Here is a 13,799-nt window from a genome sequence, read left to right on the forward strand (position 1 = left end):
GATGAGCACCATTGACATCCTTTCGCCGGCAGGCGACAAGGCCGGTACCGTCGAGCTCCCCGCGGAGATCTTCGACGCGAAGACCAGCGTTCCGCTGATCCACCAGGTCGTCGTCGCACAGCTGGCCGCTGCCCGTCAGGGCACGCACAAGACCAAGACCCGTGGCGAAGTCCGCGGTGGCGGCAAGAAGCCGTACCGCCAGAAGGGCACCGGCCGCGCCCGCCAGGGTTCGACCCGTGCGCCGCAGTTCGCCGGCGGTGGCGTCGTCCACGGCCCCGTGCCGCGTGACTACTCGCAGCGCACCCCGAAGAAGATGAAGGCCGCCGCCCTCCGCGGTGCCCTCTCGGACCGGGCGCGTCACTCCCGCATCCACGTCGTCACCGGCGTGGTCGAGGGCGAGGTCTCCACCAAGGCCGCCAAGACGCTGTTCGGCAAGATCTCGGAGCGCAAGAACCTGCTCCTGGTCGTCGACCGCGCCGACGAGGCCGCGTGGCTCTCCGCCCGCAACCTGCCCCAGGTTCACATCCTGGAGCCGGGCCAGCTGAACACGTACGACGTGATCGTCTCCGACGACGTGGTCTTCACCAAGGCCGCTTTCGAGTCCTTCGTGTCTGGCCCCCAGACCGCTGAGACCGAAGGGAGCGACGCCTGATGACTGAGGCCGTCGTCACCAGCAAGACCTTCTCGGACCCGCGCGACATTCTCGTCAAGCCGGTCGTCTCCGAGAAGAGCTACGCGCTGCTGGACGAGAACAAGTACACGTTCATCGTCGACCCGCGCGCCAACAAGACCCAGATCAAGCAGGCCGTCGAGGCGGTCTGGCCGGCGGTCAAGGTCGTCGGGGTCAACACGATCAACCGTCAGGGCAAGCGCAAGCGCACCCGCACCGGTTTCGGCAAGCGCGCCAACACCAAGCGCGCCATCGTGACCCTTGCCGAGGGCAGCCGTATCGACATCTTCGGCGGTCCGACCGCCTAAGGGCGGTCTGGATCGTCCGAATATCGGACGAGGACTGAGAAATGGGTATCCGCAAGTACAAGCCGACGACTCCGGGCCGTCGTGGCTCCAGCGTCGCCGACTTTGTCGAGATCACGCGGTCCACGCCGGAGAAGTCGCTGGTCCGCCCCCTGCACAGCAAGGGCGGCCGTAACAACACCGGTCGTGTGACCGTCCGCCACCAGGGCGGTGGCCACAAGCGCGCCTACCGAGTGATCGACTTCCGTCGTCACGACAAGGACGGCGTGCCGGCGAAGGTCGCTCACATCGAGTACGACCCCAACCGCACCGCGCGCATCGCGCTCCTGCACTACGCGGACGGCGAGAAGCGCTACATCATCGCCCCCCGTGGCCTCAACCAGGGCGACCGGATCGAGAACGGTCCCGGCGCCGACATCAAGCCCGGCAACAACCTGGCGCTGCGCAACATCCCGGTCGGTACCACGATCCACGCGATCGAGCTCCGTCCCGGCGGCGGCGCCAAGTTCGCCCGCTCCGCGGGTGCCTCCGTGCAGCTGCTCGCGAAGGAGGGCTCGATGGCCCACCTCCGCATGCCGTCCGGTGAGATCCGCCTGGTCGACGCCCGCTGCCGCGCCACCATCGGCGAGGTCGGCAACGCCGAGCAGTCGAACATCAACTGGGGCAAGGCCGGCCGCAAGCGCTGGCTGGGCGTTCGCCCGACCGTCCGTGGTGTCGCCATGAACCCGGTCGACCACCCGCACGGTGGTGGTGAGGGCAAGACCTCCGGTGGTCGCCACCCGGTCTCCCCGTGGGGTCAGAAGGAGGGTCGTACTCGTTCTCCCAAGAAGGCGAGCAACAAGTACATCGTCCGCCGCCGCAAGACGAACAAGAAGCGCTAGGAGCGGGTTTAGATGCCGCGTAGTCTCAAGAAGGGGCCCTTCGTCGACGACCACCTGATCAAGAAGGTGGACACTCAGAACGAAGCCGGCACCAAGAACGTCATCAAGACCTGGTCCCGTCGCTCGATGATCGTCCCGGCCATGCTCGGCCACACGATCGCGGTGCACAACGGCAAGACCCACATCCCGGTGTTCGTCACCGAGTCGATGGTCGGCCACAAGCTCGGCGAGTTCTCGCCGACGCGCACCTTCCGGGGTCACGTCAAGGACGACCGGAAGTCGAAGCGCCGCTAACGCGGGGTGAAAGACCATGACGAACGTGTCAGACACTGAAGGGACAACCATGGAAGCCAGGGCCCAGGCGCGGTACATCCGCGTCACGCCCATGAAGGCCCGCCGCGTGGTGGACCTCATCCGTGGCATGGATGCCACGGAGGCTCAGGCGGTCCTGCGTTTCGCCCCGCAGGCCGCCAGTGTGCCGGTCGGCAAGGTGCTGGACAGCGCCATCGCCAACGCCGCGCACAACTACGACCACACGGACGCCTCCTCGCTGTTCATCAGCGAGGCGTACGTCGACGAGGGCCCGACCCTGAAGCGGTTCCGGCCGCGCGCCCAGGGTCGTGCCTACCGGATCCGCAAGCGGACCAGCCACATCACCGTGGTCGTCAGCAGCAAGGAAGGAACCCGGTAATGGGCCAGAAGGTAAACCCGCACGGGTTCCGGCTCGGCATCACCACCGACTTCAAGTCGCGTTGGTACGCCGACAAGCTGTACAAGGACTACGTCAAGGAAGACGTCGCCATCCGTCGGATGATGACGTCCGGCATGGAGCGCGCCGGCATCTCCAAGGTCGAGATCGAGCGCACCCGTGACCGCGTCCGTGTGGACATCCACACCGCGCGCCCGGGCATCGTCATCGGCCGCCGTGGCGCCGAGGCCGACCGCATCCGCGGCGACCTCGAGAAGCTGACGGGCAAGCAGGTCCAGCTGAACATCCTCGAGGTCAAGAACCCCGAGGTCGACGCTCAGCTCGTGGCCCAGGCCGTGGCCGAGCAGCTGTCCTCCCGCGTCTCCTTCCGCCGTGCCATGCGCAAGAGCATGCAGTCGGCGATGAAGGCCGGCGCCAAGGGCATCAAGATCCAGTGTGGTGGCCGTCTCGGCGGCGCCGAGATGTCCCGCTCGGAGTTCTACCGCGAGGGCCGTGTGCCGCTGCACACGCTCCGCGCGAACGTCGAGTACGGCTTCTTCGAGGCCAAGACCACCTTCGGCCGCATCGGCGTGAAGGTCTGGATCTACAAGGGCGACGTCAAGAACATCGCCGAGGTTCGCGCCGAGAACGCCGCGGCCCGCGCCGGCAACCGTCCGGCCCGTGGCGGTGCCGACCGCCCGGCCCGCGGTGGCCGTGGTGGCGAGCGTGGCGGTCGCGGCCGCAAGCCGCAGCAGAACGCCGCTGCCGAGGCCCCCAAGGCCGAGGCCGCTGCCGCTGCTCCGGCTGAGAGCACCGGAACGGAGGCCTGACCGAAATGCTGATCCCCCGTAGGGTCAAGCACCGCAAGCAGCACCACCCGAAGCGCAGCGGTATGTCCAAGGGTGGTACGCAGGTTGCGTTCGGCGAGTACGGCATCCAGGCCCTCACTCCGGCGTACGTGACCAACCGCCAGATCGAGGCGGCCCGTATCGCGATGACCCGCCACATCAAGCGTGGCGGCAAGGTCTGGATCAACATCTACCCGGACCGCCCGCTGACCAAGAAGCCCGCCGAGACCCGCATGGGTTCCGGTAAGGGTTCCCCGGAGTGGTGGGTCGCGAACGTCAAGCCCGGTCGGGTGATGTTCGAGCTGTCCTACCCGAACGAGAAGATTGCGCGTGAGGCGCTTACCCGCGCTGCTCACAAGCTTCCGATGAAGTGCCGGATCGTTCGGCGCGAGGCAGGTGAGGCGTGATGTCGGCCGGTACCAAGGCGTCCGAGCTGCGCGAGCTGGGCAACGAGGAGCTTGTCGGCAAGCTCCGCGAGGCCAAGGAAGAGCTGTTCAACCTCCGCTTCCAGGCGGCCACGGGACAGCTCGAGAACCACGGTCGGCTCAAGTCCGTCCGTAAGGACATCGCCCGGATCTACACCCTGATGCGCGAGCGCGAGCTGGGCATCGAGACGGTGGAGAGCGCCTGATGAGCGAGAGCAACGTGACTGAGAACAAGGTTGAGCGCGGATTCCGCAAGACCCGTGAGGGTCTGGTCGTCAGCGACAAGATGGACAAGACCGTCGTCGTCGCCGTCGAGGACCGTGTGAAGCACGCGCTGTACGGCAAGGTCATCCGCCGTACGAACAAGCTCAAGGCGCACGACGAGCAGAACGCCGCGGGTGTCGGCGACCGTGTCCTCCTCATGGAGACCCGGCCGCTGTCCGCGACGAAGCGCTGGCGCGTCGTCGAGATCCTCGAGAAGGCCAAGTAAGCACTTGAAGGGGTAACCCTTCGAGTTCGTTCCGCCAGGCTCGGCGTCCCGTGGGTTCGCCCACGGGCGCCGGGAACCGGCAGACAATCAGGAGATAGACGTGATCCAGCAGGAGTCGCGACTGCGTGTCGCCGACAACACTGGTGCGAAGGAAATCCTTTGCATCCGTGTGCTCGGTGGCTCCGGTCGCCGCTACGCGGGCATCGGTGACGTCATCGTCGCCACCGTCAAGGACGCGATCCCCGGTGGCAACGTGAAGAAGGGTGACGTCGTCAAGGCGGTCATCGTTCGCACCGTCAAGGAGCGCCGCCGCCAGGACGGCTCGTACATCCGCTTCGACGAGAACGCCGCCGTCATTCTGAAGAACGACGGCGACCCTCGCGGCACCCGTATCTTCGGCCCGGTCGGCCGTGAGCTGCGCGAGAAGAAGTTCATGAAGATCATCTCGCTCGCGCCGGAGGTGCTGTAAGCATGAAGATCAAGAAGGGCGACCTGGTCCAGGTCATCACCGGTAAGGACAAGGGCAAGCAGGGCAAGGTCATCGCGGCCTTCCCCCGCGAGGACCGCGTCCTGGTCGAGGGTGTCAACCGGGTCAAGAAGCACACCAAGGCGAACCAGCCGGGCCGCGCCTCCCAGGCCGGCGGCATCGTCACGGTCGAGGCCCCCATCCACGTGAGCAACGTCCAGCTCGTCGTGGAGAAGGACGGCCAGAAGGTCGTGACCCGCGTCGGTTACCGCTTCGACGAGGAAGGCAACAAGATCCGCGTTGCCAAGCGGACGGGTGAGGACATCTGATGGCTACCACCACGACTCCGCGTCTCAAGACGAAGTACCGCGAGGAGATCGTCGGCAAGCTGCGTGAGGAGTTCTCCTACGAGAACGTCATGCAGGTGCCGGGCCTCGTCAAGATCGTGGTCAACATGGGTGTGGGCGACGCCGCCCGCGACTCCAAGCTGATCGAGGGCGCCATCCGCGACCTCACCACGATCACCGGTCAGAAGCCGGCCGTCACCAAGGCCCGCAAGTCCATCGCGCAGTTCAAGCTGCGTGAGGGCCAGCCGATCGGCGCCCACGTCACGCTCCGTGGCGACCGCATGTGGGAGTTCCTGGACCGCACCCTGTCGCTCGCGCTTCCGCGCATCCGCGACTTCCGTGGTCTGTCCCCGAAGCAGTTCGACGGCCGTGGCAACTACACCTTCGGTCTCACGGAGCAGGTCATGTTCCACGAGATCGACCAGGACAAGATCGACCGGGTCCGGGGCATGGACATCACCGTGGTCACCACGGCGACCAACGACGACGAGGGTCGTGCCCTCCTCCGTCACCTCGGCTTCCCGTTCAAGGAGAACTGACCGTGGCGAAGAAGGCTCTGATCGCTAAGGCCGCCCGCAAGCCGAAGTTCGGTGTGCGCGCGTACACCCGCTGCCAGCGCTGCGGCCGGCCCCACTCCGTCTACCGCAAGTTCGGCCTGTGCCGCGTGTGCCTCCGTGAGATGGCTCACCGTGGCGAGCTGCCGGGCGTGACCAAGAGCTCCTGGTAATCGACCCAGTTGGGTTGATGCCGGGCTCTCGGTAAGCATCTGGTCGGCAGGGGCCCTCCTCCGCATGCCGTAGGCTTGTGGGGTTGGGCGCCTGCCGCCCGTACGACTTACTACGCCGTAGGTCCCCGCACCGCACCCGTCCCGCCCATGAGTGGGGAGAGGGATGGCGCATACAGGAAACCCCGGCGAGAGAGGCCGAAGGCCAATTCATGACCATGACTGATCCGATCGCAGACATGCTTACGCGTCTGCGGAACGCGAACTCGGCGTACCACGACTCCGTGACCATGCCGCACAGCAAGATCAAGTCTCACATCGCGGAGATCCTCAAGCAGGAGGGCTTCATCACGGGCTGGAAGGTCGAGGACGCCGAGGTCGGCAAGAACCTCGTCCTCGAGCTCAAGTTCGGCCCGAACCGTGAGCGCTCCATCGCGGGCATCAAGCGGATCTCGAAGCCCGGCCTCCGGGTCTACGCGAAGTCCACCAACCTGCCGAAGGTCCTCGGCGGTCTCGGCGTGGCGATCATCTCCACGTCGCACGGCCTCCTGACCGGCCAGCAGGCGCAGAAGAAGGGCGTGGGTGGGGAAGTCCTCGCCTACGTCTGGTAGTCGGGAACGGAGGTAAAGCTAATGTCGCGTATTGGCAAGCTCCCCATCACGGTTCCCGCCGGCGTGGACGTCACCATCGAGGGCCGCACGGTCACGGTGAAGGGTTCCAAGGGGACCCTGAGCCACACCGTCGCCGCGCCGATCGAGATCGTCAAGGGTGAGGACGGCGTTCTGAACGTCTCCCGTCCGAACGATGAGCGTCAGAACAAGGCCCTCCACGGCCTGTCCCGCACGCTGGTGGCCAACATGATCACCGGTGTGACCCAGGGGTACACGAAGGCGCTCGAGATCAGCGGTGTCGGTTACCGCGTCGCCGCGAAGGGCTCCAGCCTGGAGTTCCAGCTCGGTTACAGCCACCCGATCCTCGTCGAGGCGCCCGAGGGCATCTCGTTCAAGGTCGAGTCGCCGACCAAGTTCTCGGTCGAGGGCATCGACAAGCAGAAGGTCGGCGAGGTCGCCGCGAACATCCGCAAGCTGCGCAAGCCCGACCCGTACAAGGCCAAGGGCGTGAAGTACGCGGGCGAGGTCATCCGCCGCAAGGTCGGAAAGGCTGGTAAGTAAGCCATGGCATACGGCGTGAAGATTGCCAAGGGCAAGGCCTACAAGGGCGCTGCTCTCAAGCGTCGCCACATCCGCATCCGCAAGAAGGTCTCGGGTACCGCTGAGCGTCCGCGCCTGGTCGTGACCCGGTCCAACCGTGGGATCACCGCCCAGGTCATCGACGACATCGCGGGTCACACCGTGGCGTCGGCGTCGACCCTGGACGCGTCCATCCGCGGCGGCGAAGGCGACAAGTCGGCGAAGGCCCAGCAGGTCGGCAAGCTCGTCGCCGAGCGCGCCAAGGCCGCCGGTATCGAGGCTGTCGTGTTCGACCGTGGCGGCAACAGGTACGCCGGGCGCATCGCCGCCCTGGCGGACGCCGCCCGCGAAGCCGGCCTGAAGTTCTGAGCCGGTTCCGTAGCTCAGCGGAAAACGAAGAGAGGTAATTCCAATGGCTGGACCCCAGCGCCGCGGAAGCGGTGCCGGTGGCGGCGAGCGGCGGGACCGGAAGGGCCGTGACGGCGGCGCTGCTGCCGCCGAGAAGACCGCGTACGTTGAGCGCGTCGTCGCGATCAACCGCGTCGCCAAGGTTGTGAAGGGTGGTCGTCGCTTCAGCTTCACCGCGCTGGTCGTGGTGGGCGATGGTGACGGCACCGTGGGTGTCGGTTACGGCAAGGCCAAGGAGGTGCCGGCCGCCATCGCCAAGGGCGTTGAGGAGGCCAAGAAGCACTTCTTCAAGGTCCCCCGTATCCAGGGCACCATCCCGCACCCGATCACGGGCGAGAAGGCCGCGGGCGTCGTCCTGCTCAAGCCTGCCTCCCCCGGTACCGGCGTCATCGCCGGTGGCCCGGTGCGTGCGGTGCTCGAGTGCGCCGGCGTCCACGACATCCTGTCGAAGTCGCTCGGTTCGTCGAACGCGATCAACATCGTGCACGCGACCGTGGCGGCCCTCAAGGGTCTGCAGCGTCCCGAGGAGATCGCGGCCCGCCGCGGTCTGCCCCTCGAGGACGTCGCCCCCGCGGCTCTGCTGCGGGCGCGTGCCGGGGCTGGTGCTGCGTAATGGCACAGCTCAGGATCACGCAGACCAAGTCGTACATCGGCAGCAAGCAGAACCACCGCGACACCCTGCGCTCCCTTGGTCTCAAGGGGATCAACACGCAGGTCGTCAAGGAGGACCGCCCCGAGTTCCGCGGCATGGTGCACACCGTCCGCCACCTCGTGACGGTCGAGGAGGTCGACTGACATGGCGGAGAACAACCCGCTGAAGGTCCACAACCTCCGTCCCGCCCCGGGCGCCAAGACCGCCAAGACCCGTGTGGGTCGTGGTGAGGCGTCGAAGGGTAAGACGGCCGGCCGTGGTACCAAGGGCACGAAGGCCCGCTACCAGGTTCCGGAGCGCTTCGAGGGTGGGCAGATGCCCCTCCACATGCGGCTCCCGAAGCTGAAGGGCTTCAAGAACCCGTTCAAGACCGAGTACCAGGTCGTGAACCTGGACAAGCTCGCCTCCCTCTACCCCGAGGGCGGCGAGGTGACGGTCGCCGACCTGGTCGCCAAGGGCGCGGTTCGCAAGAACCAGCTCGTCAAGGTGCTCGGCCAGGGCGAGGTCTCCGTGGCGCTGCAGGTGACGGTCGACGCCGTCTCCGGCTCCGCCAAGGAGAAGATCACCGCCGCCGGCGGTTCGGTCACCGAGCTCGTCTGAGCCTCGTACTGACCTGACGGCCCGGGTGCCGCCCCCACGGGGGCGGCACCCGGGCCGTCGGCCTTTCCCCGGGCCCCACCGCCCGCCCCACCGCACCCGCCCCTCGGCACCGGGCTCGCCGCAGGCCCCCGTGGCCGTTCCGCTTCCGGCGGAACTCCCGCGCGGAACGCGGCCCTCCCGGGGACTCCGCCACCGCTGCCGGTACGCTGGGTGCGCGCGTCCTGCCTGAGGGTGAACGTCCCGGAGCCGCGAGGGCCCGCCGTACCCGGTCCGACAGGGCGTTCCGGACTGTGCGTGGTGGGAGATGTTTCCCGCGTGGCGTACGGCCAGGTAGGGTGGCGCCATTAATCTTCGGGCGGCCTGTGCCAGCACAGCGCCGCCCTGCCAGGTAACCGCTGATCTTTCAAACCCGTCGCCTCTGACGCGCTAGCTCGGGGGTCGCAGGAGGCACCGTGCTCACCGCGTTCGCCCGGGCGTTCAAGACGCCCGACCTGCGTAAGAAGCTGCTCTTCACGTTCGGCATCATCGTGCTCTACCGGCTCGGTGCGCACATCCCCGTTCCCGGTGTGGACTACGAGAACGTCCAGCAATGTGTCAAGCAGGCCCAGCAGGGCAACAACAACCTGCTCGGCCTGATGGACATGTTCAGCGGTGGTGCCCTGCTGCAGATCACCATCTTCGCGCTCGGCATCATGCCGTACATCACGGCGAGCATCATCCTTCAGCTGCTGACCGTGGTCATCCCGCGGCTCGAAGCCCTGAAGAAGGAGGGTCAGTCCGGTCAGGCGAAGATCACGCAGTACACCCGCTACCTGACCGTCGCCCTCGCCGTCCTGCAGGGCACCGGCCTGGTCGCCACCGCGAAGAGCGGCGCGCTCTTCAGCAACTGCACCGTGGCGAACCAGATCGTCCCCAACCAGTCGATCTTCACCATCATCGTCATGGTCATCACGATGACGGCCGGCACGGCCCTCGTGATGTGGCTCGGTGAGCTCATCACCGACCGCGGCGTCGGCAACGGCATGTCGATCCTGATGTTCATCTCGATCGCCGCCGGCTTCCCCGGCTCCCTGTGGGCCATCAAGGAGAGCGGCAAGCTCGCCAAGGGCTGGATCGAGTTCGGCACGGTCATCCTCATCGGCTTCGTGATGGTCGCCCTCGTCGTCTTCGTCGAGCAGGCCCAGCGCCGGATCCCGGTCCAGTACGCCAAGCGCATGATCGGCCGCCGCTCGTACGGCGGGACCTCGACGTACATCCCCCTCAAGGTGAACCAGGCGGGTGTGATTCCCGTCATCTTCGCCTCGTCGCTGCTCTACATCCCCATCCTGATCGTGCAGTTCGCCGGTAGCGGGACCACCGGGTGGTCTGCCTGGATTCAGCAGCATTTGGTGGACGGCAAGCCCATCCACACGGTGATCTACTTCTTCCTCATCGTGTTCTTCGCCTTCTTCTATGTGGCCATCTCCTTCAACCCCGAGGAAGTCGCCGACAACATGAAGAAGTATGGTGGCTTCATCCCGGGCATCCGGGCTGGTCGACCTACTGCTGAGTACTTGAGCTACGTGCTCAACCGGATCACTTGGCCCGGCTCGCTGTACCTGGGTCTGATCGCTCTTGTGCCGACGATGGCGTTGGCCGGCTTCGGCGGTGCGAACGCCAACTTCCCGTTCGGCGGGACGAGCATCCTCATCATCGTGGGTGTGGGGCTGGAGACCGTGAAGCAGATCGAGAGCCAGCTCCAGCAGCGCAATTACGAAGGGTTCCTCCGCTGATGCGAATCGTCCTCGTCGGACCACCCGGTGCAGGCAAGGGGACGCAGGCCGCGTTCCTCGCCAGGAATCTCTCGATTCCGCACATCTCCACGGGTGACCTGTTCCGGGCAAACATCAGTCAGGGCACGGAGCTGGGCAAGCAGGCGAAGGCGTACATGGACGCCGGGAACCTGGTGCCCGACGAGGTCACGATCGGCATGGCCAAGGACCGCATGGAGCAGGCGGACGCCGCGAACGGCTTCCTCCTCGACGGCTTCCCGCGGAACGTGGCCCAGGCCGAGGCGCTCGACCGGATGCTCGAGGCCGCGGACATGAAGCTCGACGCCGTCCTGGACCTGGAGGTCCCGGAGGACGAGGTCGTCAAGCGGATCGCCGGCCGCCGCATCTGCCGCAACGACAGCGCGCACGTCTTCCACGTCACGTACACCCCGCCGAAGCAGGAGGGCGTCTGCGACGTCTGCGGCGGCGAGCTGTACCAGCGGGCCGACGACTCCGAGGAGACCGTCCGCACGCGGCTGGAGGTCTACCACACGCAGACCGAGCCGATCATCGACCACTACCGGGCCCAGGGCCTGGTCGTCACGATCTCCGCGCTCGGCAAGGTCAACGACGTGACCGACCGCGCCATGGCGGCCCTGCGCGGCGAGCACGCCGCCTAGGACCCCGCGCACAGCGCACCACGTACCCGCGCTTCGGCCGCGGCCCCCGACCCGGGTGCCGCGGCCGAAGCCATTGCCGCGTGCGCGCCCGTATCGTGGTACCGAGAGCCCCCGCTCGCCCCCCCGAGAAGTCCGAGAAAGGCGTTTGCCGTCATGGTGCAGATCAAGACCCCGGAGCAGATCGCGAAGATGCGCGAGGCGGGGCTGGTCGTCGCCGCCATCCACGCGGCGACGCGCGAGGTGGCCGTCCCCGGCGCCACCACCAAGGACCTCGACGAGGCCGCGCGCAAGGTCCTCGCCGACCACGGCGCGAAGTCGAACTTCCTCGGGTACGGCGGCTTCCCCGCGACCATCTGCACCTCGGTGAACGAGGTCGTCGTGCACGGCATCCCCAGCGAGGACGTCGTGCTGAAGGACGGCGACATCATCTCCGTCGACTGCGGCGCCGTCGTCGACGGCTGGCACGGCGACGCGGCGTACACGGCGTTCGTCGGCTCGGGGCACGCCCCGGAGCTGGTCGAGCTGTCCCGGGTGACCGAGGAGTCGATGTGGCACGGCATCGCCGCGATGCGCAACGGCAACCGGCTCGTGGACATCTCCCGCGCGATCGAGACGTACATCCGCCGCCAGCCGCGGCCGGCGACCGGTGAGCACAGCCTCGGCAAGTTCGGGATCATCGAGGACTACGGCGGCCACGGCATCGGCACCGAGATGCACATGGACCCGCACCTGCTGAACTACGTCGCGCGCAAGCGCGGCAAGGGCCCCAAGCTCGTCCCCGGCTTCTGCCTCGCCATCGAGCCGATGGTCTCCCTGGGCACGCCCCGCACGGAGGTGCTGGAGGACGACTGGACGGTCATCACGACCGACGGGACCTGGTCCTCCCACTGGGAGCACTCCGTCGCCCTCACCGAGGACGGCCCGCTGGTCCTCACCGCCCCCGACGGCGGCCGGGCGAAGCTCGCCGAGCTCGGCGTCACCGCCGCCCCCGACCCGCTGGCCTGACCCCGCCCCGCGCTGACCCCCGCGGACCGCGGGGGCCGCGGGCGCTTAGGGATCTCCACGGGTGGGGATGCTCTGCTGATTCGTCTTTTCCAGGGGCCTCGCGTAGACTGATGCGTCGGCTCTCGTGTACCCGTGTGTTCGCACGCGGCTGCGGGAGTCGATCAAGGTAGCCGATTCGAAGGGCGAAGCGTGGCCAAGAAGCAAGGTGCCATCGAGATTGAGGGCACCGTGATCGAGTCCCTGCCGAACGCCATGTTCAAGGTAGAGCTCCAGAACGGTCACAAGGTCCTCGCGCACATCAGCGGCAAGATGCGGATGCACTACATCCGCATCCTCCCGGATGACCGGGTCGTCGTGGAGCTGTCTCCGTACGACCTGACGCGTGGCCGGATCGTCTACCGCTACAAGTAGATCTTGCCCACACCCCCGCTTTCCGCGCGGGTGGTGGCACTGACCCGGAGAACCTCACATCCCATGAAGGTCAAGCCGAGCGTCAAGAAGATCTGCGACAAGTGCAAGGTGATCCGCCGTCACGGCCGGGTCATGGTGATCTGCGACAACCTGCGCCACAAGCAGCGCCAGGGCTGACGCACGCCGACCTGCACCTCGCAGTTCTTCGCGCGACGCAAGCAAATTCGTACATACGCAGTGCCCGCCAAGCCCCGAAGGGGCCGGCGACACCTCCGGCGGGGGCCGGGGACCTGGTCCGTACCTGGTACGGCGGCCAGAGAACGGCACTGCGGAAGACCCCCGATCACACAGGAGCCATTGAATGGCACGCGTTTCCGGTGTTGACATCCCGCGCGACAAGCGCGTGGAGGTCGCACTCACCTACGTCTTCGGCATCGGCCGCACCCTGGCGAAGGAGACCCTCGCCGCCACCGGTGTGAACCCGAACACCCGCGTTCGTGACCTGTCCGAGGAGGACCTGGTCAAGATCCGCGAGTACGTGGACGCCAACCTCAAGACCGAGGGTGACCTCCGTCGCGAGGTCCAGGCCGACATCCGCCGCAAGGTCGAGATCGGCACGTACCAGGGTCTGCGTCACCGCCGTGGCCTGCCGGTCCGCGGTCAGCGCACCAGCACGAACGCCCGTACCCGCAAGGGCCCGCGTCGCGCCATCGCCGGCAAGAAGAAGCCGGGCAAGAAGTAGTCCGCAGCGGACGACTGTCCACGGTCTTCGCTGTAGGACCGACCACCTCCCGTAGGAGTTAAGACATGCCCCCCAAGGGACGTCAGGGCGCTGCCAAGAAGGTGCGCCGCAAGGAAAAGAAGAACGTCGCTCACGGCCACGCGCACATCAAGAGCACGTTCAACAACACCATCGTTTCGATCACGGACCCGTCCGGCAACGTGATCTCCTGGGCCTCCGCCGGCCACGTCGGCTTCAAGGGCTCGCGCAAGTCCACCCCCTTCGCCGCGCAGATGGCCGCCGAGTCGGCCGCCCGCCGCGCGCAGGAGCACGGCATGCGCAAGGTCGACGTCTTCGTCAAGGGTCCCGGCTCCGGCCGTGAGACCGCGATCCGCTCCCTCCAGGCCACCGGCCTCGAGGTCGGCTCGATCCAGGACGTCACCCCCACGCCGCACAACGGCTGCCGTCCGCCGAAGCGCCGCCGCGTCTGACGCACGGCCGAGTGGAGCGCCGTCGCGTCCGACGCACGGCTGCTCC

The 13,799-nt window shown here is 67.0% G+C and carries 26 protein-coding genes; all 26 read left to right on the forward strand.

All coding sequences use genetic code 11. From position 1 onward, the window contains the following. The first annotated feature begins 1 nt into the window (after nucleotide 1). The 26 genes from rplD to rpsK all read left to right on the forward strand — a co-directional run bounded on the left by rplD (nucleotide 2) and on the right by rpsK (nucleotide 13,753). Complete coding sequence (gene rplD / locus LPA54_RS11695) at nucleotides 2-652, forward strand: 50S ribosomal protein L4 (protein ID WP_058942715.1); 651 nt, start codon at nucleotides 2-4, stop codon at nucleotides 650-652. After that, on the forward strand, nucleotides 652-978 hold the full coding sequence (rplW, locus tag LPA54_RS11700) for a 50S ribosomal protein L23 (RefSeq protein WP_058942716.1): 327 nt from the start codon (nucleotides 652-654) through the stop codon (nucleotides 976-978). Before rplD ends, rplW begins: the two co-directional genes overlap by 1 nt. A 41-nt stretch (nucleotides 979-1,019) precedes the next feature. Then, nucleotides 1,020-1,856 (forward strand): 50S ribosomal protein L2, encoded by an 837-nt coding sequence (rplB, locus tag LPA54_RS11705; RefSeq protein WP_228976551.1) that lies wholly within the window; start codon nucleotides 1,020-1,022, stop codon nucleotides 1,854-1,856. Between the two features lie 12 nt (nucleotides 1,857-1,868). After that, nucleotides 1,869-2,150, forward strand: a complete 282-nt coding sequence (rpsS, locus tag LPA54_RS11710; RefSeq protein WP_003974263.1) for a 30S ribosomal protein S19 — start codon at nucleotides 1,869-1,871, stop codon at nucleotides 2,148-2,150. Nucleotides 2,151-2,199: 49 nt separating this feature from the next. Beyond that, the gene (rplV, locus tag LPA54_RS11715) at nucleotides 2,200-2,547 is read left to right on the forward strand and encodes a 50S ribosomal protein L22 (protein ID WP_009327087.1); all 348 of its coding nucleotides are present in this window, start codon (nucleotides 2,200-2,202) and stop codon (nucleotides 2,545-2,547) included. Further along, nucleotides 2,547-3,374, forward strand: coding sequence for a 30S ribosomal protein S3 (gene rpsC, locus LPA54_RS11720; RefSeq protein WP_023587025.1), 828 nt, complete (start codon nucleotides 2,547-2,549; stop codon nucleotides 3,372-3,374). The genes rplV and rpsC overlap by 1 nt, the downstream gene beginning before the upstream one ends. Before the next feature lie 5 nt (nucleotides 3,375-3,379). After that, the gene (gene rplP, locus LPA54_RS11725; RefSeq protein WP_017949658.1) at nucleotides 3,380-3,799 is read left to right on the forward strand and encodes a 50S ribosomal protein L16; all 420 of its coding nucleotides are present in this window, start codon (nucleotides 3,380-3,382) and stop codon (nucleotides 3,797-3,799) included. Next, complete coding sequence (gene rpmC, locus LPA54_RS11730) at nucleotides 3,799-4,023, forward strand: 50S ribosomal protein L29 (protein WP_058942719.1); 225 nt, start codon at nucleotides 3,799-3,801, stop codon at nucleotides 4,021-4,023. Before rplP ends, rpmC begins: the two co-directional genes overlap by 1 nt. Further along, entirely contained in the window at nucleotides 4,023-4,307 is a 285-nt protein-coding gene (gene rpsQ, locus LPA54_RS11735; RefSeq protein WP_228976554.1) for a 30S ribosomal protein S17, read from the forward strand. Before rpmC ends, rpsQ begins: the two co-directional genes overlap by 1 nt. A 100-nt stretch (nucleotides 4,308-4,407) precedes the next feature. Further along, nucleotides 4,408-4,776 (forward strand): 50S ribosomal protein L14, encoded by a 369-nt coding sequence (gene rplN, locus LPA54_RS11740; RefSeq protein WP_003956455.1) that lies wholly within the window; start codon nucleotides 4,408-4,410, stop codon nucleotides 4,774-4,776. A 2-nt stretch (nucleotides 4,777-4,778) separates the two neighbouring features. Further along, a complete protein-coding gene (gene rplX, locus LPA54_RS11745) occupies nucleotides 4,779-5,102 on the forward strand; it encodes a 50S ribosomal protein L24 (protein ID WP_058942721.1) in 324 nt (107 codons plus the stop codon). Beyond that, nucleotides 5,102-5,659, forward strand: a complete 558-nt coding sequence (rplE, locus tag LPA54_RS11750) for a 50S ribosomal protein L5 (protein WP_228976555.1) — start codon at nucleotides 5,102-5,104, stop codon at nucleotides 5,657-5,659. The genes rplX and rplE overlap by 1 nt, the downstream gene beginning before the upstream one ends. A 2-nt stretch (nucleotides 5,660-5,661) precedes the next feature. Beyond that, the gene (locus tag LPA54_RS11755) at nucleotides 5,662-5,847 is read left to right on the forward strand and encodes a type Z 30S ribosomal protein S14 (protein WP_003956452.1); all 186 of its coding nucleotides are present in this window, start codon (nucleotides 5,662-5,664) and stop codon (nucleotides 5,845-5,847) included. 209 nt (nucleotides 5,848-6,056) lie between these two features. Beyond that, nucleotides 6,057-6,455, forward strand: coding sequence for a 30S ribosomal protein S8 (gene rpsH, locus LPA54_RS11760; RefSeq protein WP_228976557.1), 399 nt, complete (start codon nucleotides 6,057-6,059; stop codon nucleotides 6,453-6,455). A 21-nt stretch (nucleotides 6,456-6,476) separates the two neighbouring features. Then, on the forward strand, nucleotides 6,477-7,016 hold the full coding sequence (gene rplF, locus LPA54_RS11765) for a 50S ribosomal protein L6 (RefSeq protein ID WP_228976559.1): 540 nt from the start codon (nucleotides 6,477-6,479) through the stop codon (nucleotides 7,014-7,016). 3 nt (nucleotides 7,017-7,019) lie between these two features. Then, nucleotides 7,020-7,403 (forward strand): 50S ribosomal protein L18, encoded by a 384-nt coding sequence (rplR, locus tag LPA54_RS11770; protein ID WP_228976560.1) that lies wholly within the window; start codon nucleotides 7,020-7,022, stop codon nucleotides 7,401-7,403. Between the two features lie 43 nt (nucleotides 7,404-7,446). Continuing rightward, nucleotides 7,447-8,055, forward strand: coding sequence for a 30S ribosomal protein S5 (gene rpsE, locus LPA54_RS11775; RefSeq protein WP_005481208.1), 609 nt, complete (start codon nucleotides 7,447-7,449; stop codon nucleotides 8,053-8,055). Further along, on the forward strand, nucleotides 8,055-8,237 hold the full coding sequence (gene rpmD, locus LPA54_RS11780) for a 50S ribosomal protein L30 (RefSeq protein ID WP_053846785.1): 183 nt from the start codon (nucleotides 8,055-8,057) through the stop codon (nucleotides 8,235-8,237). Before rpsE ends, rpmD begins: the two co-directional genes overlap by 1 nt. 1 nt (nucleotide 8,238) lies before the next feature. Then, nucleotides 8,239-8,694 (forward strand): 50S ribosomal protein L15, encoded by a 456-nt coding sequence (gene rplO / locus LPA54_RS11785; RefSeq protein WP_228976562.1) that lies wholly within the window; start codon nucleotides 8,239-8,241, stop codon nucleotides 8,692-8,694. Nucleotides 8,695-9,146: 452 nt separating this feature from the next. Further along, on the forward strand, nucleotides 9,147-10,466 hold the full coding sequence (gene secY / locus LPA54_RS11790; RefSeq protein ID WP_228976564.1) for a preprotein translocase subunit SecY: 1,320 nt from the start codon (nucleotides 9,147-9,149) through the stop codon (nucleotides 10,464-10,466). After that, nucleotides 10,466-11,125, forward strand: coding sequence for an adenylate kinase (locus LPA54_RS11795; RefSeq protein ID WP_228976566.1), 660 nt, complete (start codon nucleotides 10,466-10,468; stop codon nucleotides 11,123-11,125). Before secY ends, LPA54_RS11795 begins: the two co-directional genes overlap by 1 nt. A 153-nt stretch (nucleotides 11,126-11,278) precedes the next feature. Then, nucleotides 11,279-12,130 (forward strand): type I methionyl aminopeptidase, encoded by an 852-nt coding sequence (map, locus tag LPA54_RS11800; RefSeq protein ID WP_228976568.1) that lies wholly within the window; start codon nucleotides 11,279-11,281, stop codon nucleotides 12,128-12,130. A gap of 189 nt (nucleotides 12,131-12,319) precedes the next feature. Next, the gene (gene infA, locus LPA54_RS11805) at nucleotides 12,320-12,541 is read left to right on the forward strand and encodes a translation initiation factor IF-1 (RefSeq protein ID WP_003956442.1); all 222 of its coding nucleotides are present in this window, start codon (nucleotides 12,320-12,322) and stop codon (nucleotides 12,539-12,541) included. Between the two features lie 63 nt (nucleotides 12,542-12,604). Continuing rightward, nucleotides 12,605-12,718 carry a 50S ribosomal protein L36 gene (gene rpmJ / locus LPA54_RS11810; RefSeq protein ID WP_003956441.1) on the forward strand — a complete coding sequence of 38 codons (114 nt, stop codon included), beginning with the start codon at nucleotides 12,605-12,607 and terminating at the stop codon, nucleotides 12,716-12,718. Between the two features lie 184 nt (nucleotides 12,719-12,902). Further along, nucleotides 12,903-13,283, forward strand: coding sequence for a 30S ribosomal protein S13 (gene rpsM / locus LPA54_RS11815; protein ID WP_058943152.1), 381 nt, complete (start codon nucleotides 12,903-12,905; stop codon nucleotides 13,281-13,283). Between the two features lie 65 nt (nucleotides 13,284-13,348). Continuing rightward, nucleotides 13,349-13,753 carry a 30S ribosomal protein S11 gene (gene rpsK / locus LPA54_RS11820; protein WP_003956432.1) on the forward strand — a complete coding sequence of 135 codons (405 nt, stop codon included), beginning with the start codon at nucleotides 13,349-13,351 and terminating at the stop codon, nucleotides 13,751-13,753. Nucleotides 13,754-13,799 lie beyond the last annotated feature (46 nt).

Origin of the sequence: Streptomyces sp. DH12 (genome assembly GCF_020873895.1) — a bacterium.
In the GTDB taxonomy this organism is placed as follows: Bacteria; Actinomycetota; Actinomycetes; order Streptomycetales; family Streptomycetaceae; genus Streptomyces.